Genomic DNA, 21,050 nt, shown 5'->3' on the forward strand with positions numbered 1-21,050 from the left:
AGCGGCTTTCGGAAAATGCAGTAAGCGAAGATTAACGCTTGGAGTACTGCGGGGCACGACGTGCCTTGTGCAGACCAGCCTTCTTGCGCTCCACGGCACGAGCATCACGGGTGAGCAGGCCAGCCTTCTTCAGAGCCGGGCGGTCAGCCGGGTTGTAGATGTTCAGTGCGCGGGCGATAGCCAGGCGCAGGGCGCCGGCCTGACCGGTCGGGCCACCACCGTTGACGGTGACCTTGATGTCGAACTGACCCTCGCGCTCAAGGATGGTCAGCGGCAGCAGGATGTCCTGCTGGTGCAGCTTGTTCGGGAAGTACTCGTCAAAGGCGCGGCCGTTGACGGAGATGTTACCGGAACCAGCAACGAGGCGAACGCGAGCGATGGCGCGCTTACGGCGACCAACGGTCTGGATCGGGCCCTCGTGGATAGCCGGGGCAGCGGTCTCAACCTCAGCCTCGGTATCGGTTGCCAGGGAGTCACCGATGGTGTTGGTGAACTCCTCGGTAGCGGCGGTTGCTGCAGCGATGTCGGCAGCGTCGGCTACATTGTTGTCGATGTTCTGCTCGGTCATTACTGTGCCACCTGCTTAAACTCAAAGGTTTCCGGCTTCTGGCCGGCGTACGGGTGCTCCTCGCCCACGAAAACGTGCAGCTTCTTGATGGAGGCGTTGGAAAGCTTGTTGTGCGGCATCATGCCCTTTACAGCTTCCTCGATAACGCGGACCGGGTTGGCGTCCAGGGACTGACCAAGGGTCATGGACTTCAGGCCACCCGGGTAACCGGAGTGGCGGTAGCGCATCTCGCGCTCGCGCTTGTTGGAGGAAATGTGGATCTTGTCCGCATTCAGGATGATGATGTGGTCGCCGCAATCAACGTTCGGTGCGTACTGGGGCTTGTGCTTGCCACGCAGCATGTCAGCCACGGTGGAAGCGAGCTTGCCCAGAACCACGTCGGTAGCGTCGATGACGTACCACTTGCGGGTGATGTCACCGCTCTTCGGGTGGAAAGTAGACAAAATGACTCCTTGAAAGTCTGTCTCGGAACTGCCGGCCATCGCTATGTAAGCCCCTACGCGGTACATACAGCGGCCGGTGGAGACCTGCAGCACGCGCGCACCCACGTCAATAAGGGTGCGGACACATAGGTGTTTCACTTTAGTACGCAGCAGTTTGAAAACCCAAAACGCCGATATCGCCCCTCATCAACGCCTCCATCCCGGCTAATTCGGGGTGGGGGTTCGAGACAGATACGTTGATGAGAAGCGATACCGGCGCCTTGTACTGAGTGGGCGGAGGGTGGTGTGGGTCAAGGTGGCGCGTCCAGCCCTTCCATTCTCTGCGCCCCTCCCCTAGCCTCCGCGCCTTTCTCCCGCTCACTGCTCATGGTGGTGAATGGTCAGGCAGAAAGTGTCCGCGCACCCAGCTCAAGGCTCACAGCCGGTGAGGTTTAACCCCAGCTGGCGGCAGCGCGGCGGTTGACGTCGCTCATATTGTCATTGCCCTGGGAGACCGTGGTGGAGATGGTTGCCAACACCGTGTTGAGCTCAGCGGCCGCCTTATCCCACTTCGCCTGCGCTGCGTTGTATGCCGCAGCGGAATCTCCCTCCCACGTCGAAACCATCGGCTGCAGGGTGGACTTGAGGTCACCGAGAAGCCCGTTGATGCGGCCGGAGGTGGAGTTGATGTCGGCGGCGGCACCGGCGATGGCGCCAAACTGATACTTGATTCCAGACATTGCGTGTTCCTTTTCTTCTGTGTTCGTGCGTGGTTCAGCGTGTGCAGTAGTCAGTGAAAGCAGCTAGTACTTACAGGGCCAAGCCCGCGCCGCCAACGTTCTCGAAAGACTGGGCGTTATCAGCCTCGACCGAATCAAAGTTGCGGGCATTGTCCCTGATGTTCTCGCTGATGGCGGTCAGTGCCTCACGCAGCTGCTGCGCGGAGGAGTTATAGCGCTGCATCAGGTTGTCAAAGGAAACCTGCGCGCGGCCTGCCCAGCTGCCACGGACGGAGTCCACAACGCCCTGCAGACGGGTGAGCTCCCCCTGTACCTCGTCGTTGGTGGAGTCGACGCGGCCAGCGGTGGCCACCATTACGTCGGCTTCTGTGCGGAACGTTTGAGTCATGTCCTTCTCTTTCTTTCTTGTTCCCTACCTTGGGGCGTATCCCTTATTCCTAGGGATTGGTGTGTGTTTCTTTCCCCCGAGAAGCACCCTGTGTCCTTCTCACCCTTATTGGACTGAGCTAGTGGCTCATCGGTTCCCGCTAAGTTTCAGATTCTTTGAGATTCGCAGAGCTTTCCCGCTTAGTCCTTCTTGACCAGCGATTCTGCCGCCATTCGGCAGGCAGCCTTCTGCACGACGTTGGGCTCAAACTTGGTGTGACAGCCCACGGACATTTGATGGCCCTTGTCTTCCCACATCATCCACGTCACCCGGGAGCCGTCGCCGGGGTCCTCGGTATATGTCAGCCGTCCAGACTCCTCTACCGGATCACGGAGGCCAGGATCGGATTCGATCTGCTCTTTAATCTCTGTGAACAAAACGTCGACAGGCACATTGAAAAGTGGATCAGCAGCCAGGAGGATGCGCAGGTTAGGGTCTTCACCGGCAGCGGTGACCAGACCATCCTCCACGCTGGTGCGGAATCCTTGAGGAAGCACCAGAGACATTCCCTCCACGTCGATGGCCTGCTGACCGGGTCGCAGCTGCCTGCTTCCGGATTCCTGAGAACCGGCCTCCTCAGCAGAGCCCTCGGGCTGCGCCTCCTTGTCAGGACTCGGGGCCGTGCCCGAAGTGCCGGGGGCGGCGGATGCTCTTTCAGCTGTCTGATCAGGAGTCGACGCTGCCACAGCCGTATCTTTGCGGCCCACCGCCCACCAGGACACCCCGGCCACCACGAGCACCATGACCGCGATGGCGATGTAGAAGGGATCGACACCTCCCAACAGCGCAGACCAACGGGATTCCGCCGCACGGTGCGACCGCCCGCGCCGGGCAGTCCGGGGCCGCTCGGCAGTCGCCGCGTCCTCAAGGTCCTCGTGCTGCGCGCCCACGGCCAAACGGGAAGAAGACGGTACAGCACTAGCCGCAACAGACACGGGCGGCGGCGATGGTTCTGGTTCCTGCACGGTCGCGCCCGCGCCGGCAAGCTGACGGCGCAGGATACTCACGGCCTCGACACTGATCTCCGTTCCGGAGGGATCCGCCACCACCTCAACGCTGACATCCGGCCATTCCGCCCCGCAGACCTTTTCGGCTTGGTCGAGGACGGCCTCCAGCGCCCAGCCTTCGGCGATTCCGGTGCCGGGCAGGTCATAGCGATAGATCGTCTCTGGGCCTTCATAAATCGTGGCGGCATCGAGCACCGTAATAACGAGCGTGGTCTCGGGTACAGTTGTCGGGGTTCGCAGTGCATGCGTCGCGGTCATTGGTTCTCTCCCTTGTTGTCTGCGATCTGTGGTGAATTGTGTGAACTATCGGCGCTTGGCACATAGACCTGCGCCAAGCCTTGGGATATGCCGCGGACGACCCATTGGCCGCGGCCGGGCGGCAATGCCGTTGGTTTGATGCCGAAGATGGTGCCTTCGTCACGGTCGGCGTCGAGAAGCAGCAGCGCCGGCTGCAAGTCCCGCACCGCCGAGAGGAACTGCCCGAACATCGCGCGACCGATGCCGCCGGCTTTGCGCGCGAGCACCAGGTGCAGCCCCACGTCGCGGGCGTGCGGGAGGAGCTCCAGCAGAGGTGCCAGCGCTATCTCACTGACCAAGTCGAGGTCATCGATGACAAGGTAAATATCCGGGCCCTCCCACCAGTTCCGAGCGGCCAGCTGGGCAGGGGTGACGTCGGGGCCGGGGAGTCGCTGCTCCAGGGTGCGCACCGTATCGAGAATGGCTTGGGTGGCCGCGCTTGCCGACGCCCCATAGGCCGCCACCATCTCCTCATCCAGCGTCCCCAAATGCGCGCGGCGCTCATCGATGACCACCAGGCGGGCTTCCTCCCGGCTCAGCTGGCTGATCCCGGCGAGAATCACGCTGAGAAAGTGCGATTTGCCGGAGCCCTGGGAGCCGATGCACACGAGGTGAGGCTGGACGCCCGGATCCCAGTCAAGGACCTCGAGGTCCGGCCCGCCGATTCCCCAGGCCACCCCACCTGATGACGAGCCCTCTTCTGGCTCGGGCAATTCGGTGAGCACAGCGGGTAGCATCTTCAGCGGTGGGACCGGTTCGGCGTCTGCATGCACGCCGCAGATATGAGCGATATCCTGCGGTGATGTCGCTGCAAAAAGGAGGTTCTCCCCCACCAGAGTGATCCCTCGCCCGGGTGCGGCCGGCAGCTTCTGCTGCGCCTTGCGGTCGATAAGGGAGTCCATGGCTTCTCCCAAGCGCAGCTCAAGGCGGGCCGCGATGAGATCCCGAATCGATGGCCGCAGGCTGGTCCACCGCGCCGCCGCAATCAAGACGTGAACGCGGGCGGAGGCACCGTCAGCGACCAGCTGGGTAATCGGCTCGGCTAAGTCCTCAAAGTCTGCCCCGGAGGTGCCGATGTGGTGCCAGCCGTCCACGATCAAGAAGGTGTGGCGAGCTTCCGGGCGGCGCACGAGGCCGGCGACTTCATCGACGATGCGCCGCACCTTTTCCGGTTCTTCGCGGCCGGCCACCCCGGCCACGTGGGGCAGGCGGTCCAGCACCCGCAGCTGCCCACCGCCCAAGTCGATGACATAAAAGCGCACCTGGTCTGGCGAATGCCACAGGGCCATCCCGGACGCGATACTGCGCAGCGCCATCGACTTGCCTGACTGCGGTCCGCCGCACAATGCGAGGTGCCCGCCGCCCGTCGTGAAATCCACGGTCAGCGGGTCTTGGCGCTGGTGATAGGGACGATCAATAAGCCCCACCTCCGCGCGCAGCCCGCCATCCGCGCCGGACGGATCCGTGCGCAGAGCAGCAACGCTGGATAACTCCACCACGGGTGGCAAGGGCGGCAGCCAAATCCGCCGCGCCGACTGGCCGCGCCGGGCAGCTTCCTCCCGGGCGCCAGCCACCACAGTGTCCAGGAGCGTGCTCGAGGAGTCCACGAGCTCCGCAAAGTCAAGCTCCTCCTCCGCCGCGCTGTGCCCGGTAAAGAGCTCGACGCGTGCGGAGCGCCGCGTAGTTGCAGCAGCTTCGTCACGAACCACCCGGCGCGTGACCGGGCCAGAAACATAAGAAGCCTGAAAACGCGTGGGGGCATCGGCATCCGTTTTGAGGTAGCCGGCTCCCGGCTGGGCAGGGAGGTGATAAGCATCGGGAACGCCGAGGACCTGGCGGGATTCCCCGGCGGAGAAAGTCTTTAACCCAATGCGATAAGACAGGTGCGAGTCCAATCCCCGCAAGCGCCCTTCCTCCAAGCGCTGGGAGGCCAGCAGCAGGTGCACGTGCAGCGAGCGGCCGAGCCTTCCCACCGCAACGAAGAGCTCTGCGAAGTCCGGGTGCTGCCCCAACAGCTCAGAAAACTCATCCACCACAATGACCAGCGCCGGCAGCGGCCCGTGCTCCGCCACCGCAGCAGCGGAGGCGTTGAATTCGCCGACGTTGGCAAAATTTCCTGCCTTGCGCAGCAGCTCCTGGCGGCGGTTCATCTCGCCAGAGATGGCATCGTACATGCGCTCCACCAGGGTGGATTCTTCTTCCAGGTTGGTAATCACGGCGGAGGTATGTGGCAGTTCCTCACAGCCCAAGAAGGTGGCGCCACCTTTGAAGTCAACGAGCACGAGGTTGAGTTCCTCCGGGCTGTGCGTGGCGGCCAGGGCTACGACAAGCGTGCGAAGTAATTCCGATTTTCCGCTGCCCGTGGCACCAATGCATAGACCATGCGGTCCCATCCCGCCCTGGGCGGACTCCTTTAAGTCAAGCATCAGCGCGTGCCCGGACTCATCGACACCGATGGGCACGCACAGCCGCTCAGCAGGGCTGCGCCCCTGCCACATGCCGGAGGCTTGGAGCGCATCCACATCCCGGAATCCCAGCAACGAGGGCAAATCCGCATTGCGACCGTGCCGAGGCGTGGACGTGACATCACCGCCGAACGGGCGGTGATAGGGCGCGAGGGTGCGGGCAAGGAGGAGGGCCGTGGGGACGTCGACAAGCGCGCAGCTTCCCAGCTCCTCCTCGCCCGCGGCAGTAACCACGGAGAGCGTACCTTCCGCCCGCAGGTAGATGCCTCCCTCCTCGGCGAGGCGGCCCAGCGGCGAATGAGGTGTTACGCCCACGGCGATGGTGGTTGTGGGGCTATCCCCCAGCGCGTCCCTGCGCAATTCACCACCGCTATGCCCTTGTTTCTCCGTCATGACGCAGATGCGAAACTGCGCCTGGTCAGGATCCCTGGAATGCGGCAGCCACTTCAACCATTCCCATTCCGCACCGTGATACTCAATGCCCACGGTCTCCGGGCCATGCAGCACCGCCAGGTGTAAAAGCAGGGCACGGGCCATCCCAGCGGCGTCTTCACCGGCCAGACCGACGACGGGAAAGGCTTGCAGCTGGATGACCACCGGCATATCCGCCAGCGTTCCCACCGCGCGCACGGTCTGGCGCAGGCTCACCGCGCACACCGGATCAAGGTCCTCCGCCGCGCCCGAATCCGGCACGTTAATGGGCGTGCACAGGGCCATCGGCCCCGTCCCCACCCGCACCTCCAAGGCGTCCGGGGCATCCGCGTCCCGTTCCCACAGCCGCGTTGTCGGAATCAACGCGCCAAGCTGCTCAGGGTCAGGGTTGCGGTGTTCTTCGTGCGCGCGTTGCGCCGCCCCGCGCTCCAGCGCTTCCTCCCGCAGCGCCTTAAGGTGGCGCAAGTAGGTCCGGCGGGTCTCATCCGGATCCTGCCCGCCTCCCTGTGGATTAAACATCATGGCCATGCTGGCCAGCATCATGAGCGGGAACATGAGGCTCATGGGACTCATCCGGCGCGCATCCCCCGCCCCGAGAACCATGAGCGCCACCATGCCCAGCATGGCAGCGATCATCACCAGCGGCATGAGCAGGCGAACCAACGGTACGGGTTGGGCGCGGGCCGCCTCCGGCACCGCCTCGGCGTCAATGCTGCCCTGCGGCAACGGTGGTGCTGGCTCCCGATAGGCCGCCACCCCAGTGCCAACGACGCGTGTGGGTACGCGCATGTCAAAGTCCTTCCCCCCGAAGTACTCCACCGCCTCCTGAAACGGTGGACAGCGTGCCACTAGTAAGCCACAATGTGAGGCAATGGGCAAGGGGTTGCCCAGAAAAATTTCTCGGGGGAGGTATATTCCATGACTCGCGCACTCGCGCATTCCATTCACGTCACCGTCCGCATCCATGCAGGCCAGACCCACAAAGAAGCAGATGTATCGCTACCGCTTTCTTCCAGCCTCGGGGAGGTGCTGGGGGAATTGCTCGTGCTTGTCGACGTCCCTCCCGCCCCCATCCTCTGGCGCGCCACCACCGCGGCGGGCAAGACCATATCGATGACCACGCCACTCGACCGCACCAGTCTGGAAGACGGCTCCATCCTGGTGCTCAGCCCAGATGCGCCAACACCGGCGCCCATCGTGCGGGATGCCGCAGAGGCACTCGCTGCCGAGGCCTCGACCACGCAGCTGTCTGGTCTAGCCGGGTTCTGGGGCGTGGCAGGGCTTAGCGCCGTCGGCGCCTTGCTCGCCGCCGCGCTATCTCCCTCGATTGGTTGTGCCACCGCTGCACTCCTCGGCCTCGTGCTCGCGGCGTGGACCCGACGCGGTTCCCTGCTTGCGACTGCCCACGTGGCTGCTGGCCTGGCGGGGGCGCTGTCCGCTGGTGCACCTGTCGCTGCTGGCCCAGCCGGAACCGTGATTCCGGCCGCACCACTCGTAGGTGCTGCGGCGGCCGTGGGCGCTGTGGCGGTGCTCTCCCATGTGGTGCGTATTGGCGGATTACGCGCTCGGGCAAGTGCTGCCACGTGGTGCCTACTCGTGCTCGTCGGCTTGCTTGGCCCCGCCCCGTTGCTCGCCGCCACCGTGGTCTTGCTCGCGGCCTCTCCCCTGCTGACCACGCGGCTTGCTGGCCTCCGAGTGCCGCAACTGCCCACCGCCGGGCAGGACTTGAGCATCTCGGATGAGGAGCCCACGGATAACTCACTCAAAGCCCGGCGCGCCGGGCAGGCCTACGAAGGTATAGCAGTGGGCTGCACGCTGGCGGGCGTTCCTTCCCTCTTTCTCGTCGCGCTCAACGCTCACGCGGACACAACCGTGGTTGCTTCCCAGACACTGTGCGTGAGTATCGCTGGGGCGGTCATCGTGCATGCGGCACGCCATGCCCGGCCCATTGCGGCGTGGGCATTGGGTATCTATGGCCTCGCCGCGGCTAGTGCCGCGGTGGCGGTACCTTTGCGCGAGTGGCAGCTGCTAAGTGCCCCGACTACGGGAACGTGGGTGCTCAGTGTCATCGCGGGGCTCATCATAGTGGCCATGCTTTCAGTACCGGTGTGGGCAGGCAAACTACAGCAGATTGAGCCGACCACCATCGTGTGGTTCGAGCGCGCCGAGGCACTCGCGCTCGCCGCTTGCCTGCCGCTCGCCGCGCACCTGGCTGGGCTCTTCGAGTTCATTCGGGGGTTGGGCGCATGACAGCTCTAACCAGAATCGGCGCTGCCAGCGCAGTCCTTGTCGCCGCCCTGGCTTGGAGCTCCTGCGTGTTGTCCGGGCCGGTAGCAGCTGCCCGCGAACCGGATACCGCCTGTGCAGTGGCCACGCGGTCTGCGGCAGGACCACAACCCTCGGCGCAGTACTCGGAGTATCGGGCGCGACTGCATTCCTTTGCCACGGGCGCCGGGGTGAAGGTCGCGGTCATCGACACTGGGGTGGCCGCCCACCCGCAGCTGCGCGTGTCACCAGGAGCAGACTTCGTTACCCCGGAGGAGCCAGACCCGCTACGGGACTGTGACCTGCACGGAACGGTGGTGGCCGGCGTCATCGCAGGTAAGGAACTCGGTGTGGCTCCGGATGCGGACATCTACTCCATCCGGCAGACCAGCTCGCATTACCAAGCGCAAGCAGCAGAGAACGGTGACGCTGAACGAGGTGGCACCGGCACACTAGCCAGCCTGGCCGCTGCCATCGAGGATGCCGTCAACGCGGGCGCGCAAGTCATCAACGTCTCCGTGGTCTCCTGCGTTCCGCCGGATGCCGCGGCGCGGGTGGACCGCGCTGGTGTGGATGCCGCGCTTCGCCGCGCGGAAGAGGCTGGGGCGGTGGTCGTGGCGGCGTCGGGAAACGCCACGGCTGGCGGCTGCGAAAAGGATGACGTGGTCTTCCCCGCCGAGTCCGATACCGTCCTTGCGGTCGGCGCTTTAGCCACGCCGCATGACCTCGCGGAGTACTCCATCGCCGCGCCCCTCAGCGCGGACGGAAGCGTCCCTCTTGCGCTTGAACCCGGTGGCGGCTGGGCCACAGGAAAAGGCGACGCTACCTTTCAAGGCACATCCTTTGCCGCGCCGCTGGTCAGCGGTACTCTCGCGTTGCTGGTGCAGCGCTACCCTGGGGACTCCCCGGCACAACTGCGCCAGCGCATCATTGATTCAGCCGAACCCGGGCACGGGGTGGTGGAGCCCCTCACCGCGGTGACCTATCGACCCGCGAGCGAAGCCCGTGAGGATCGTTCGATTGTGGTCGCGCCTGCGGCGGCACCGAAAGACACGGCCTGGCCACAGGTGCGTTTGCTTCTTGGGGCCTTAGGTTTGCTCATCCTCGTGGCGGTTTTCAGTGCTCAGCCTTTAAGGCCTCCGCGCGGCTTAAGGTAGAGCCTTCCGGCAGCAGGCGCAGGATTCCCCACGGCACCTGTTCCGGTTCCTCCACGCCCAGCGCGCTCAGCTCCGCGGCACCAGTGAGCTCGTGGCGTCTGCCGGTAGCGGACACCACGTGATAGCCGTGCCCGCTATCCACGCCTACGCCAGCTTGGAGGCCAGCGAAACGGTGCGCGGGCGAATCTCCCGGTAGGTCCACCGTTGACGCCACTGGCCGCAGCGTGCCAGCACCCTGCTCGTGAGTGGCACACAACCAGCCTTGCTCAGGAGACAGGAAGTCCACGCGGGTGGTGGGCAGGTTGAAGGTCGGTGGGACGTCGCCCAGCGCGGCCACCTCCTGCGCCTGTGCGGGCAGGCGCTGCGCGCCCACGCCGACGAGCATCTCCGCCTGGGTATCAGTGATGGAGAAAACGCCTTGTTCCGTCCGCGCCCAGAGCTGCTCGCCGGTGTCGAGGATCTCAGGCGGCGCGGCTGGGAAGCTCAACGGCTCCAGCTCTGTGAAGGCGTTGAGCAATTCCTCGGGCATGGTCCACACAGCGGTTTCTGCAGTCACCCCCAACGCGCGGCGCAGCACCCTGCCCTGCGTGCTCGTGGCCTCGGGCAGCACGACTCGGCCTTGCCCCGTCAGCAACCACTGCGTCCCCGCGGATTCCACCACGGCGGCGTGCTCCGCATCGAAGGTGGGAACGGCATGGTGCGCCACCACGGTGACGGTGCCAACGCGGTTGGAGGACTGCCAGTTTTCCCCCTGCGTAGATTCCTCCAAACAGGCCGACCAGCCTGGCTCCTCCCCCGTTGCCGCACCTAAGAGATTGGGGGCATCCGCAATTCCCAGCGGTGTGCCCAGGTTCATCTGCTCCAAGAAGCTGTCGCCAGCGACCTGCGCCTCGACCGGTTCGTTGGCGATGAGCCTGGCCGAAGCCAGGTTGGCCACCGGATGATAGGTGCCGTTCACCAGCGCTAAGAGCTGTCCCTCAGAGGAACGCACCACGGGCGCATCTCCTGGCTGCGGGTCCGGCTGCATCCAGGCGATAAGTCCTGAGCCGAGACTCAGAAAGGACACCGCGGCCACCCCACCGAGCAAGGCGCGGCGCCGTCGCTTCAGCGGATCATGAATCATGCGGATATCCCCGAAGACCAACCCGTGCTCGAGCCGACGCAGTAGAAACTTGTGCCCAGACACCTGGGCCTTGGTAGTAGGCAACGCGCGTGCCATGAGAATCCTCCCCCCTAATCAGTGCGCCACCCTCCCACGGCGCAGTGGGTTCTAGATTAACCCAACTCGGTATCCTCCGCAGCGCGACGGCTGCGGGTCATCTCCGCACGCGCGGCCAACTGGTCCGCATCGGGATAGTCCACGCCGACTAGGCTCAAACCCGCTGCTGGAGCAAGGGGAATCTGGGAAGACCTGCTGGTTTCTTTGAGCATCTGGGCTGCGAACTCCACGTCGCGGGAACCTTCGCCCACCCGCAGGCAGCAACCTACGAGACAGCGCACCATGGACCAGCAAAAGGCATCGGCACTCACGTGCGCCTCATAAAGCTGCGGCTCGGCAGGCGTAGAGACATCCTTCCACTCGAAGGCGAGCAGCTCGCGAATGGTAGTTGCGTGCGGCTTGGCCTTGCAGAACGCCACAAAGTCATTGAGGCCCACCAGCTGGTCGGCGGCGGCCTGCATCAGATCCAGGTCGACGGTCTTGAACCAGGTCGCGGTATCGCGCGCACGAGTGGGAAGCGCCCCGCGTGGGTGCGTCGTAATGCGGTAGACGTAGTGGCGGCTTAAGGCCGAGAAGCGCGCATCGAAATCGGACGATACTTCGGTGCAGGCGTGGACGCGGACGTCGACAGGCAGCAGCTTACCCAACCGCCTAACCAACTTGTCCGGCTCGCCGTCGATGCTGCGTTGGCTTAACGCCGCGCGGGTGGTGTCGAAGTGGGCTACTTGGCCGCTGGCATGCACGCCCGCATCGGTGCGCCCGGCCACGGTGAGCTCCACCGGGTGGCGCAACACCATGCTCAGCTTTTCTTCAACGGTCTGCTGCACGGTGCGCAGGCCGTCCTTTTGACGGGCCCACCCGTGGAAGTCGGTGCCGTCATAGGCCAGGTCAAGACGCAGGCGAACGCTTTCACTCATGGAGGTTGATGATACCGTGCGCCGGAAGTGCCATGCAGGCTGCATCCGAGGTCGGTTTTAACAAATATGCGTCCAAAAACTGCAGTTTTCAGGTCACTATTTGTTAAAACGGTACGTCATCCAGAGCACGGCTCCCCTCTTTGCGCCACAAGGCCGTCCGCCCAGGGCGCAGAAAACGGCAAAGGCCCGCGCCCCACTATGATGGTGAGCGCGGGCCCTTTAAGACCTAAAGAAGAATTACTTCTCCTCGGTGGTCTCCTCAGCCTCAGCGGACTCAGCCTCAGCCTCTTCAGCCTTAGCTTCCTCGGCCTGCTTGGAGGCGGCAGCGCGGGTAGCGCGGTTTGCCTCGGAGGTCACGGTCTCCTCGAGAACGAGGGAGATCTGGGACATCGGGGCGTTGTCGCCGGAGCGGTTCTCCAGCTTGATGATGCGGGTGTAGCCACCCTCACGGTTCTCGAACTTCGGTGCCAGCTCATCAAAGAGGTGGGCAACGACATCCTTGTGCGGGATGAGCTTGAGAACTGCGCGACGGTCGGCAACGGTGCCGGCCTTCGCCTTGGTGATGATCTTCTCGATGTACGGACGAAGAACCTTCGCCTTGGCATCGGTGGTCTTGATTGCGCCGTGCTCGATCAGGCTCGCAGCCATGTTGCTCAGCAGGTGCTTCTGCTGGCTGGCGGAGCCGCCGAGACGCGGACCCTTCTTGGGGGTAGGCATTATGTACTCCTCGTGTGCGGATTAATTGAGCGCGCGACGGGGCGCGGTTGCCGCGCCGTCACGATTCAGTGGAATTCTTTACTCGGAATCGTCGGAAGCCGGGTCCTTGAAGTCACCGGTTTCTGCGTCGTAACCTTCCAGCTGGGTCGGGTCGAAGTCCTCAGGGGTGTCCTTGAGAGCCAGGCCCAAGTTAGCCAGCTTGATCTTTACCTCATTGATCGACTTCTGACCGAAGTTGCGGATATCCAGCAGGTCCGATTCGGTGCACTCAGCGAGCTCACCAACGGTGTGGATTTCCTGACGCTTCAGGCAGTTGTAGGAGCGGACGGAGAAGTTCAGATCCTCGATCGGCATGCTGTAGGCAGCGATGTACTCCGTCTCCTGCGGGGACGGGCCAATCTCGATGCCCTCAGCGGCGGTGTTCAGCTCGCGAGCCAGGCCGAAGAGCTCGACCAGGGTGCCGCCGGCGGAAGCCAGGGCGTCGCGTGCGGAAATCGAGTTCTTGGTCTCGACGTCGATGATCAGCTTGTCAAAGTCGGTACGCTGCTCAACACGAGTAGCTTCGACCTTGTAGGAGACCTTCAGCACCGGGGAGTAGATCTGGTCGACCGGAATGCGGCCGATCTCTCCCGAGGTAGCAGCAGCCGGGACGTAGCCACGGCCGCGCTCGACGACGAGTTCCATCTCCAGCTTGGCGGACTCATTCAGCGATGCGATGTGCAGATCCGAGTTGTGGATCTCCACGCCAGCCGGCGGCTGGATATCGCCTGCAGTGACCTCACCCGGGCCTTCCTTGCTCAGGTACATCACGACCGGCTCATCGGAGTCGGAGGACAGAACCAAACCCTTGACATTCAGGATGATCTCGGAAACGTCTTCCTTCACACCATTGATGGTGGTGAACTCGTGGAGCACACCGTCAATCTTGATGGAGGTTACTGCCGCGCCCGGGATGGACGAAAGCAGCGTGCGACGAAGCGAGTTGCCAAGGGTGTAACCGAAGCCCGGCTCAAGCGGCTCGATAACGAACTTAGAGCGAGACGAGTCGATGAATTCCTCGGTGAGCTGAGGACGCTGGGAAATAAGCATGGAGTTTCTCCTTGTCGGCGCCCGCTATATGACGCCGGTAGAAGGGGTAAAGATGAAAGTGTCGAAGGATTACTTCGAGTAAAGCTCGACGATGAGCTGCTCCTGCAGCGGAACGTCGATCTGAGCGCGCTCGGGCAGCTGGTGCACGAGGATGCGCAGGGTGTCCGGAACGACCTGCAGCCACGCCGGAACGTTGGCGTCTACCAGGCGGTCCTGAGCCTCTTCGAACCATTCCATCTTCTGGGAACGCTCACGAACATCGATGATGTCGTACTGCGTAACGCGGAAGGAAGGAACGTTGATCTTCTTGCCGTTCACGGTGAAGTGACCGTGGGAGACAAGCTGGCGAGCCTGGCGGCGGGTGTTGGCCAGACCTGCACGGTAGATCACGTTGTCGAGACGGGACTCGAGCAGAACGACGAGGTTGTCACCGGTCTTGCCCGGGAGACGGTTAGCCTCGGCGTAGTAGCGGCGGAACTGACGCTCCAGCACACCGTAGGTGTACTTGGCCTTCTGCTTCTCCTGGAGCTGCAGCAGGTACTCAGATTCCTTGATGCGGTTGCGGCCAGCCTGTCCCGGGGGGTACGGGCGGCGCTCAAATGCCATGTCGCCGCCGACCAGGTCGACGCGCAGACGGCGGGATACGCGGGTAGCGGGGCCAGTATAACGAGCCATTTTCTTACCTCTTCCTTTCCCTTAAACCTTGCGGCGCTTGGTCGGACGGCAGCCGTTGTGCGGCTGTGGGGTGGCATCCGTGATCGAGGAAACCTCGAGGCCTGCAGCCTGCAGGGAACGGATTGCGGTCTCGCGGCCGGAGCCCGGACCCTTGACGAAAACGTCAACCTTCTTCATACCGTGGTCCATGGCCTTGCGGGCCGCGTTCTCAGCAGCCATCTGCGCTGCGAACGGGGTGGACTTACGGGAACCCTTGAAGCCGACGTGGCCGGAGGATGCCCAGGAGATGACAGCACCGTGCGGGTCCGTGATGGACACGATGGTGTTGTTGAAGGTGGACTTGATGTATGCGTGGCCAGCGGCCACGTTCTTCTTTACGACGCGACGACCACCACGGCGCGCGCCGGAACGAGTCTTGGGTGGCATGTTTTACTTCTTCTTTCCTGCGATCGTCTTCTTCGGACCCTTGCGCGTACGAGCGTTGGTCTTGGTGCGCTGACCACGAACGGGCAGGCCACGACGGTGGCGGATGCCCTGGTAGCAACCGATTTCAATCTTGCGACGGATATCAGCCTGAACCTGGCGGCGGAGGTCACCCTCTACCTTCCAGGTAGCCTCAATGACGTCACGCAGCGCCGACAGCTGATCGTCGTCGAGGTTGTCGGTGCGCAGGTCGGGAGAAATGCCGGTCTTTTCCAGCAGTTCCTTGGCACGGGAAGGCCCGATGCCGTAGATGTAGGTGAGAGCAACCTCCATGCGCTTGTTGCGCGGGAGGTCAACACCAGCTAGACGTGCCATATGGCTAGTCCTTTCGGGTTGTTACGATGGTTTTCTCCACATCCGTCCCCCGCCACACATACACTTTGCCCCGGGCCGTGCCGGGGAACTGTGGGCATGCTTAGCAGCGTGGGCTCAGGCCATCGCAGCCTGAGGTAAAAAAAGGACGCAGCTAGTGCGTCCCGTGGGTGAGGAGGCTTACAGTCTTTACTTGTAGCGGTAGACGATGCGTCCGCGGGTCAGGTCATAAGGAGACAGCTCCACAACAACGCGGTCCTCTGGGAGGATGCGGATGTAGTGCTGACGCATCTTGCCCGAGATGTGGGCGAGTACCTTGTGTCCGTTGTCGAGTTCGACGCGGAACATTGCGTTGGGCAGGGGTTCAACGATGCGACCCTCAACCTCGATTGCGCCTTCCTTAGCCATAACCTCTACTTTTCTGGTGGAGTGCGTGCCGCGCTTGGCGCCGTCCCCACCTGCATGTTTGGTGTCTACTGCCTGGTGCCTCCAGCAACCACTTCGGCTGCGTACAGACACCAGCATTAGAGCATACGCTGCGAAGACGGGTTTTCCAAATGCAGAAACCTCCCGTCACCACATGGTGCGGGAGGCTGATGCTATGTAGCGGTGACTCGCTCACCGCTACATCTTAGTAAATGAAGACCTTGGAGCCCATCGGCACATCATTCCAGTAGCGCACGGCATCCTGGTGGGTCAGGCGCACGCAGCCATTGGACTGGTATGCCGGGGAACCCTCGTGGAAGGCGTGGCCATTGTTGGTGAAGTACATGGCGTAGGGCATCGGAGCGTTACCGAACTCCCAGGAGATCTCGTCCTTGATCTTACGGTTGATGTAGAAGGTACCGGCTGGGGTCTCCTCACCCGGCTTACCGGTAGACATACCCTGCGCGACGTAGGTGACGTTGCCGTTGCCGTCCTGCAGCCAGGTGCGGCGGCCATCGCGGTCCACACAGATGCGTGCATCCGCCGGGCACGGGCCAACATCGAAGCGCTGGGCCTGACGCTCGGCCTCAGCCTTGCGGGCGGCTTCCTCAGCGGCGACCTTCTCGCGAGCAATCTGCTCAGCGTGGGCGCGCTCTTCAGCTTCACGAGCGGCGCGGATCTCAGCGTTCTTCTGGTCAATCAGACCCGGGAAAATCAGCTCGATAGCACCATCGATAACCGGGCGGAGAGCGTCAGCCGCCTGCGGGTTAACGCTCTGGAGCGTCTCCAGCATCTGGTTGCGGCTATTCCACGCGTTCTCGCGGGTCTGGCCAGCGAACTCATCAAGCTGGGTCTGAACGTCGGAGGACAGGGTTTCGATCGAAGGAACCGTCTGTGCGTTGGCGGCTGGAGCAACCGAGAGAGTGGCGGTTACCAGGCCAATTGCGGTGGCGCGGCGTAGGGAACGGGCGCCAACTAGGGAGCGAATCTTAGACATGGCAAGAAGTATAAACCTTCTTTAGGCGAAATGCCTACCCAGGACACAGGTTTTAAAAACGTTGAGTCAGGATACGAGGACCATTCTCCGTGGCCGCCACCGTGTGCTCCCAGTGGGCAGACAGTGAACCGTCGAGCGTCACGACAGTCCAATCATCCTCGAGGACTTCGTTGTCCTCGGTGCCCAGAGTCAGCATCGGCTCAATGGCGAGAACGGAGCCCTTCTGAATGATGGGCCCACGCCCCGCCTTACCTTCATTAGCCAGGTAAGGCTCTTCGTGCATCTCACGGCCAATACCGTGGCCGCCGTAGCCATCAACGATGAATAGCTCGACGCCGAATTTATCCTCGGCGCGGTAGGTGGCCTGCTCGAGGGCTGCGGAGACGTCGGTAAGCCGGTTGCCGGGAACCATGGCCTTGAGGCCTTCGTATAGGACCCATTCGGTGGCGTCGCTCAGCGCCTGCGCCTCAGGGCTGAGCTTGCCGACGCCAAACGTCCACGCACTATCCCCCACCCAGCCGTCGAGCGTGGCGCCGCAGTCGATGGAAACAAGATCTCCTTCCGCAAGAAGGAGATCCTTGGTGGGGATACCATGGACAATTACGTCATTGACGGACGCACAAATAGAGCCCGGGAATCCGCCATAGCCCTTGAAGGTGGGCACAGCGCCTGCATCCCGAATGGTTTGCTCGGCTGCTTCATCGAGCTCGAGCGTGCTCACTCCCACTACGGCGGCGGCACGCACCGCCTGCAGGGCGCGGCCGACGATTTCGCCTGCCGCCTGCATGGCGTCGAGCTCGCCCGGGGTGCGAGCAGGGATGGTCTTAGTGCGTCGTCGAAAAGCCATGGCTAAAGGATGAGCTACTTGCCCATCGCCTGAAGGGTGCGCTCGTTGATGTCCTCAACGTTGCCTTCAGCCTTGATGGAGATGATGGCATCGCCGTAGTGCTCGATGAGCGGGAAGGTCTCCTCACGGTAGACACCCAGGCGGGTGCGGATGGTCTCCTCGGTGTCGTCCGCGCGGCCACGAGCAAGCATGCGCTCGACCACGACGTCCTCGGACACCTCAAAGTTGAGGACGCCATCGAGCTTCAGGCCTTTGTCAGCGAGGAGCTTCTCCAGGATGTCGGCCTGCTCCACGGTGCGCGGGAAGCCGTCGAGAAGGAAGCCATCCTTGGCATCATCCTGGTTGAGGCGGTCCTCCACCATGCGAGCGGTGACGTCGGTCGGCACCAGCTTGCCGGCGTCAATGTAGGACTTGGCCTCTACGCCGAGCGGGGTGCCCTCACCAATGTTGGCGCGGAAGAGGTCACCGGTGGAGATGTGCGGAACGCCGAGCTTCTCGCTGAGGAGAGCGGCTTGGGTGCCCTTGCCGGCACCGGGAGGGCCAAGGAGTACGTAACGCATTACTTAAGCAGTCCTTCGTAGTTGGATTGTAGGAGCTGGGACTCGATTTGCTTGACCGTAGTCAGGGCCACCGAGACCATAATGAGGATGGCGGTACCACCGAAAGCGGAGGTGCCAGCGGCACCAGCGCTGCCGATTCCGAGATCCAGGAGGATATTCGGCAGGACGGCGATAACCGCAAGGTAGATCGAGCCGACGAACAACAGACGGTTCATGACAAAGCCTAGGTACTCGGCGGTCGGTCGGCCCGGGCGGATGCCCGGGATAAATCCACCATACTTCTTCATGTTCTCAGCCTGCTCGGCCGGGTCATATTGAACCGAAACGTAGAAGTAGGAGAAGAAGATGGTGAGCACGAAGTACAGGACGATGTACTGCCAGGAACTCGGTGCCTGCAGGTGAGCAATGACATTGCGCTGCCACCAGTTATCAGACACACCCGCGGAACCGGAGTTAACGATCTGGGTGATGAGCACCGGCATGTAGATCAACGAGGAAGCGAAGATGACCGGGATAACGCCGGCCTGGTTGACCTTGAGCGGCAGGTAGGTGGAGGAACCGCCGTACTGGCGGCGGCCTACCATGCGCTTGGCGTATTGCACCGGAATGCGGCGCTGGCCCTGCTCGATGAAGGTAATACCCACGACGAGAACGATGAGGCCCGCGAGAACCATGGCGAAGACCAGACCGCCATTGTTCTGGAGGATGTTAACGCCGTCGGTAGGCAGGCGGGTAGCAATACCGGCGAAAATCATCAGCGACATACCGTTGCCGATGCCCTTCTCAGTAATCAGCTCACCCATCCACATCACGAGGATGGCGCCGGAGGTCATGGTGATAACGAGCACGATGAGGGTAAAGAAGTTGCGGTCCTCCGCCAGGACGCGCACGCCTTGTCCCAGAAGCTGCTCGCGGTCCGCCAGAGCCACGATGCCCGAAGACTGCAGCAGCGCCAACGCCAGGGTGAGGTAGCGCGTGTACTGCGTCATTTTGGCCTGACCGGACTGCCCCTCCTTTTTCAACTGCTCGAAGTGGGGAATCACCACGGTCAGCAGCTGCACGATAATCGACGCCGTAATGTACGGCATGATGCCGATGGCGAAGATAGACAGCTGCAGGAGCGCACCACCGGAGAACAGGTTGATCACCGAATAGAGGTTGCCTGCTTCCTCCGTGAGGTCACGAAGACGGCCGGCGATGGTGGCGTAATCAACGCCCGGCGACGGGATCTGTGCACCAACGCGGTAGAGAATGATCATCACGATCGTGAAGATGATCTTCTTACGCAGGTCGGCATCTTTGAAAGCCTGCAAAATGGCGGACACTACTCAATCCTCCTGGCCTACCGCGCTTGTTATGCGGTTCAAATTCGCCGCGCACGGGGGTGGATCTCATCTGTTCCCAAACTTTAAGAACCCTTTTAAGGTCTCTCATAGGAACGGTTGAACACTTTTGACCCCATTACCCTACCAGCCTCGGCCACTTTCGCCACATTGACCCCGTTTACGCCGCCCTAACCAGGAGGACATATCCCCTCCCTTAGCGCCATTTATGGATCGGGCCTACCATGGTCCGTGTTGCTTCGCGGCAATGTCCTTACAAGATTTCTGCGTCTTTTCGACCTCCCCCGCGACGCCCGGGACGTCTCGGAGTATGGCCGTTCTTTATCAGCCAGACGATGAACCGAAAGAAGTATGTAATTTTATGAGTAAGCGATTTACCCCGATGACTGTGGCCGAGATTATCGATACTTTCATCCCCAGCCCCAACCCCTTCCGCTGGGAGGCTTTCGACGGCTCCTCCACTGGCCCGGTTGATGCACAGTTCACCGTCAAGATCAATAACCTCCAAGGCTTGGCTTATATCGCTACTCACCCAGGGGACGTCGGATTTGCCCGCGCCTATGTCACCGATGGCATCACCGTCGAAGGCGAGCACCCTGCGCATCCTTATGGCATCTTCGACGCTTTGCACGCGATGTATGACAAGTTCTCCCGCCCCGATGCCATGACGCTGGCCCGGGTAGCCCGCTCTTTGGCTTCGATGGGAGCCTTTCAGATCCAGCCGGTCCCCGAGGTCGAGCGCGCGTCTTGGCTGCGCCGCAAACTCCACGAGGGCCTGTCCAAGCATTCCAAGGAGCGCGACGCTGAAGTCATCTCCGATCACTACGACGTGGGCAATGACTTCTACGAGCTCTTCCTCGGCGATTCGATGACATACACCTGCGCCTACTACCCCTCCCCCGACGCCACGCTGGATGAGGCCCAGGAAAACAAGTATCGGCTCATCTTTGACAAGCTGCGGCTCAAGGAGGGCGACCGCCACCTCGACGTCGGCTGCGGCTGGGGCGGCATGGTGCGCTATGCGGCCCGCCGCGGCGTGAAGTCCCTCGGCGTAACCCTCTCCAAGGAGCAGGCTGAGTGGGGCCAGGCCAAGATCAAGGAGGAGGGCCTCGAAGACCTCGCGGAGATCCGATTTGTGGACTATCGCGACGTTACTGAGGAAGGCTTCGACGCCATCTCCGCCATTGGGCTGCTGGAGCACATCGGAGTCAAGAACTACCCCGGCTTCTTCAGTTTCCTCCACGGCAAGCTCAAGCCAGGTGGATTGATGCTCAACCACTGCATCACCTACCCGGATAACCACAAAACCCCGAAGGGCGGATTCATCGACCGCTATATCTTCCCCGACGGCGAGCTCTCCGGCTCCGGCACCATCACCAAGTGCATGCAGGATGCCGGCTTCGAAGTCGTCCACACCGAATCCCTGCGCTTCGACTATATGCGCACATTGCACGATTGGTGCGAAAACCTCAAGGAGACGTGGGAGGAGGCCTGCTCGCTGGTCGGCCTGCCCACCGCGCGGCTGTGGGCCATCTACATGGCCGGCTCCGAGTGGGGTTTCGAGCACAACATCATCAACCTGTACCACTTCTTGGGCGTCAAGCTGGGTGACGCCGGCTCCCGCTCCGGCGTTCCCGAGCGCCGCTGGTGGGAAGATTCGCGCTTCTAATTCTGGAAGGAGTTCT

Annotated in this window: 21 protein-coding genes; 3 read left to right on the forward strand and 18 right to left on the reverse strand. The window is 62.5% G+C overall.

Annotated elements, in window-relative coordinates:
* Positions 1–31: 31 nt before the first annotated feature.
* The 6 genes from rpsI to eccCa all read right to left on the reverse strand — a co-directional run bounded on the left by rpsI (position 32) and on the right by eccCa (position 7,147).
* Positions 32–568: a 30S ribosomal protein S9 gene (gene rpsI / locus HMPREF2978_RS11170; protein WP_010189504.1), complete on the reverse strand. Its 537-nt coding sequence runs from the start codon at positions 566–568 to the stop codon at positions 32–34.
* Complete coding sequence (gene rplM / locus HMPREF2978_RS11175; RefSeq protein ID WP_010189505.1) at positions 568–1,011, reverse strand: 50S ribosomal protein L13; 444 nt, start codon at positions 1,009–1,011, stop codon at positions 568–570. The genes rpsI and rplM overlap by 1 nt, the downstream gene beginning before the upstream one ends.
* A 431-nt stretch (positions 1,012–1,442) precedes the next feature.
* On the reverse strand, positions 1,443–1,730 hold the full coding sequence (locus HMPREF2978_RS11180; protein ID WP_010189507.1) for a WXG100 family type VII secretion target: 288 nt from the start codon (positions 1,728–1,730) through the stop codon (positions 1,443–1,445).
* Positions 1,731–1,800: 70 nt separating this feature from the next.
* On the reverse strand, positions 1,801–2,118 hold the full coding sequence (locus tag HMPREF2978_RS11185) for a WXG100 family type VII secretion target (protein ID WP_010189512.1): 318 nt from the start codon (positions 2,116–2,118) through the stop codon (positions 1,801–1,803).
* Between the two features lie 179 nt (positions 2,119–2,297).
* Entirely contained in the window at positions 2,298–3,422 is a 1,125-nt protein-coding gene (locus HMPREF2978_RS11190) for a type VII secretion-associated protein (protein WP_070745598.1), read from the reverse strand.
* Positions 3,419–7,147, reverse strand: coding sequence for a type VII secretion protein EccCa (gene eccCa, locus HMPREF2978_RS11195; RefSeq protein ID WP_246818772.1), 3,729 nt, complete (start codon positions 7,145–7,147; stop codon positions 3,419–3,421). Before eccCa ends, HMPREF2978_RS11190 begins: the two co-directional genes overlap by 4 nt.
* Before the next feature lie 129 nt (positions 7,148–7,276).
* On the opposite strand from eccCa, the gene eccD reads away from it, so the two are divergent.
* Both eccD and HMPREF2978_RS11205 read left to right on the forward strand, forming a co-directional pair.
* Entirely contained in the window at positions 7,277–8,608 is a 1,332-nt protein-coding gene (gene eccD, locus HMPREF2978_RS11200; protein ID WP_070745602.1) for a type VII secretion integral membrane protein EccD, read from the forward strand.
* Entirely contained in the window at positions 8,605–9,780 is a 1,176-nt protein-coding gene (locus HMPREF2978_RS11205) for a S8 family serine peptidase (protein WP_070745603.1), read from the forward strand. Before eccD ends, HMPREF2978_RS11205 begins: the two co-directional genes overlap by 4 nt.
* Here the strand turns inward: HMPREF2978_RS11205 and eccB are convergent.
* The 12 genes from eccB to secY form a co-directional block, all read right to left on the reverse strand.
* Positions 9,740–10,999, reverse strand: coding sequence for a type VII secretion protein EccB (eccB, locus tag HMPREF2978_RS11210; protein WP_070745605.1), 1,260 nt, complete (start codon positions 10,997–10,999; stop codon positions 9,740–9,742). The two genes, HMPREF2978_RS11205 and eccB, sit on opposite strands and share 41 nt — an antisense overlap.
* Before the next feature lie 56 nt (positions 11,000–11,055).
* Entirely contained in the window at positions 11,056–11,916 is an 861-nt protein-coding gene (gene truA / locus HMPREF2978_RS11215; RefSeq protein WP_070745607.1) for a tRNA pseudouridine(38-40) synthase TruA, read from the reverse strand.
* Positions 11,917–12,153: 237 nt separating this feature from the next.
* Positions 12,154–12,633, reverse strand: coding sequence for a 50S ribosomal protein L17 (gene rplQ, locus HMPREF2978_RS11220; RefSeq protein WP_070527838.1), 480 nt, complete (start codon positions 12,631–12,633; stop codon positions 12,154–12,156).
* Positions 12,634–12,711: 78 nt separating this feature from the next.
* A complete protein-coding gene (locus tag HMPREF2978_RS11225) occupies positions 12,712–13,722 on the reverse strand; it encodes a DNA-directed RNA polymerase subunit alpha (protein ID WP_010189530.1) in 1,011 nt (336 codons plus the stop codon).
* A 69-nt stretch (positions 13,723–13,791) separates the two neighbouring features.
* Complete coding sequence (gene rpsD / locus HMPREF2978_RS11230) at positions 13,792–14,397, reverse strand: 30S ribosomal protein S4 (RefSeq protein ID WP_010189536.1); 606 nt, start codon at positions 14,395–14,397, stop codon at positions 13,792–13,794.
* 21 nt (positions 14,398–14,418) lie between these two features.
* The gene (gene rpsK / locus HMPREF2978_RS11235) at positions 14,419–14,823 is read right to left on the reverse strand and encodes a 30S ribosomal protein S11 (RefSeq protein WP_010189540.1); all 405 of its coding nucleotides are present in this window, start codon (positions 14,821–14,823) and stop codon (positions 14,419–14,421) included.
* Between the two features lie 3 nt (positions 14,824–14,826).
* A complete protein-coding gene (gene rpsM / locus HMPREF2978_RS11240; RefSeq protein ID WP_039673764.1) occupies positions 14,827–15,195 on the reverse strand; it encodes a 30S ribosomal protein S13 in 369 nt (122 codons plus the stop codon).
* Positions 15,196–15,381: 186 nt separating this feature from the next.
* On the reverse strand, positions 15,382–15,600 hold the full coding sequence (gene infA, locus HMPREF2978_RS11245) for a translation initiation factor IF-1 (RefSeq protein WP_003854422.1): 219 nt from the start codon (positions 15,598–15,600) through the stop codon (positions 15,382–15,384).
* A gap of 223 nt (positions 15,601–15,823) precedes the next feature.
* Complete coding sequence (locus tag HMPREF2978_RS11250; RefSeq protein ID WP_070745610.1) at positions 15,824–16,615, reverse strand: L,D-transpeptidase; 792 nt, start codon at positions 16,613–16,615, stop codon at positions 15,824–15,826.
* Between the two features lie 52 nt (positions 16,616–16,667).
* Positions 16,668–17,462, reverse strand: a complete 795-nt coding sequence (map, locus tag HMPREF2978_RS11255; RefSeq protein WP_070745612.1) for a type I methionyl aminopeptidase — start codon at positions 17,460–17,462, stop codon at positions 16,668–16,670.
* Positions 17,463–17,476: 14 nt separating this feature from the next.
* On the reverse strand, positions 17,477–18,022 hold the full coding sequence (locus HMPREF2978_RS11260; protein WP_070527829.1) for an adenylate kinase: 546 nt from the start codon (positions 18,020–18,022) through the stop codon (positions 17,477–17,479).
* Positions 18,022–19,347, reverse strand: a complete 1,326-nt coding sequence (secY, locus tag HMPREF2978_RS11265; protein WP_070745614.1) for a preprotein translocase subunit SecY — start codon at positions 19,345–19,347, stop codon at positions 18,022–18,024. The genes HMPREF2978_RS11260 and secY overlap by 1 nt, the downstream gene beginning before the upstream one ends.
* Before the next feature lie 379 nt (positions 19,348–19,726).
* Between secY and HMPREF2978_RS11270 the strand changes: the two genes are divergently transcribed.
* Entirely contained in the window at positions 19,727–21,034 is a 1,308-nt protein-coding gene (locus HMPREF2978_RS11270; protein WP_070745616.1) for a class I SAM-dependent methyltransferase, read from the forward strand.
* Positions 21,035–21,050: the final 16 nt, after the last annotated feature.

It is taken from the genome of Corynebacterium sp. HMSC074C01, from assembly GCF_001814605.1.
In the GTDB taxonomy this organism is placed as follows: domain Bacteria; phylum Actinomycetota; class Actinomycetes; order Mycobacteriales; family Mycobacteriaceae; genus Corynebacterium.

What these genes read in the sequence shown, in the direction of transcription:
- rpsM (WP_039673764.1), bottom strand. Translation starts at nt 15,195, where the DNA reads ATGGCACGTCTAGCTGGTGTTGACCTCCCGCGCAACAAGCGCATGGAG.
- HMPREF2978_RS11260 (WP_070527829.1), bottom strand. Translation starts at nt 18,022, where the DNA reads ATGCGTTACGTACTCCTTGGCCCTCCCGGTGCCGGCAAGGGCACCCAA.
- eccCa (WP_246818772.1), bottom strand. Translation starts at nt 7,147, where the DNA reads ATGCGCGTACCCACACGCGTCGTTGGCACTGGGGTGGCGGCCTATCGG.
- eccD (WP_070745602.1), top strand. Translation starts at nt 7,277, where the DNA reads ATGACTCGCGCACTCGCGCATTCCATTCACGTCACCGTCCGCATCCAT.
- rpsK (WP_010189540.1), bottom strand. Translation starts at nt 14,823, where the DNA reads ATGCCACCCAAGACTCGTTCCGGCGCGCGCCGTGGTGGTCGTCGCGTC.
- HMPREF2978_RS11225 (WP_010189530.1), bottom strand. Translation starts at nt 13,722, where the DNA reads ATGCTTATTTCCCAGCGTCCTCAGCTCACCGAGGAATTCATCGACTCG.
- rplQ (WP_070527838.1), bottom strand. Translation starts at nt 12,633, where the DNA reads ATGCCTACCCCCAAGAAGGGTCCGCGTCTCGGCGGCTCCGCCAGCCAG.
- truA (WP_070745607.1), bottom strand. Translation starts at nt 11,916, where the DNA reads ATGAGTGAAAGCGTTCGCCTGCGTCTTGACCTGGCCTATGACGGCACC.
- HMPREF2978_RS11270 (WP_070745616.1), top strand. Translation starts at nt 19,727, where the DNA reads ATGAGTAAGCGATTTACCCCGATGACTGTGGCCGAGATTATCGATACT.
- HMPREF2978_RS11185 (WP_010189512.1), bottom strand. Translation starts at nt 2,118, where the DNA reads ATGACTCAAACGTTCCGCACAGAAGCCGACGTAATGGTGGCCACCGCT.
- rpsD (WP_010189536.1), bottom strand. Translation starts at nt 14,397, where the DNA reads ATGGCTCGTTATACTGGCCCCGCTACCCGCGTATCCCGCCGTCTGCGC.
- HMPREF2978_RS11205 (WP_070745603.1), top strand. Translation starts at nt 8,605, where the DNA reads ATGACAGCTCTAACCAGAATCGGCGCTGCCAGCGCAGTCCTTGTCGCC.
- HMPREF2978_RS11190 (WP_070745598.1), bottom strand. Translation starts at nt 3,422, where the DNA reads ATGACCGCGACGCATGCACTGCGAACCCCGACAACTGTACCCGAGACC.
- HMPREF2978_RS11250 (WP_070745610.1), bottom strand. Translation starts at nt 16,615, where the DNA reads ATGTCTAAGATTCGCTCCCTAGTTGGCGCCCGTTCCCTACGCCGCGCC.
- rpsI (WP_010189504.1), bottom strand. Translation starts at nt 568, where the DNA reads ATGACCGAGCAGAACATCGACAACAATGTAGCCGACGCTGCCGACATC.
- HMPREF2978_RS11180 (WP_010189507.1), bottom strand. Translation starts at nt 1,730, where the DNA reads ATGTCTGGAATCAAGTATCAGTTTGGCGCCATCGCCGGTGCCGCCGCC.
- map (WP_070745612.1), bottom strand. Translation starts at nt 17,462, where the DNA reads ATGGCTTTTCGACGACGCACTAAGACCATCCCTGCTCGCACCCCGGGC.
- eccB (WP_070745605.1), bottom strand. Translation starts at nt 10,999, where the DNA reads ATGGCACGCGCGTTGCCTACTACCAAGGCCCAGGTGTCTGGGCACAAG.
- infA (WP_003854422.1), bottom strand. Translation starts at nt 15,600, where the DNA reads ATGGCTAAGGAAGGCGCAATCGAGGTTGAGGGTCGCATCGTTGAACCC.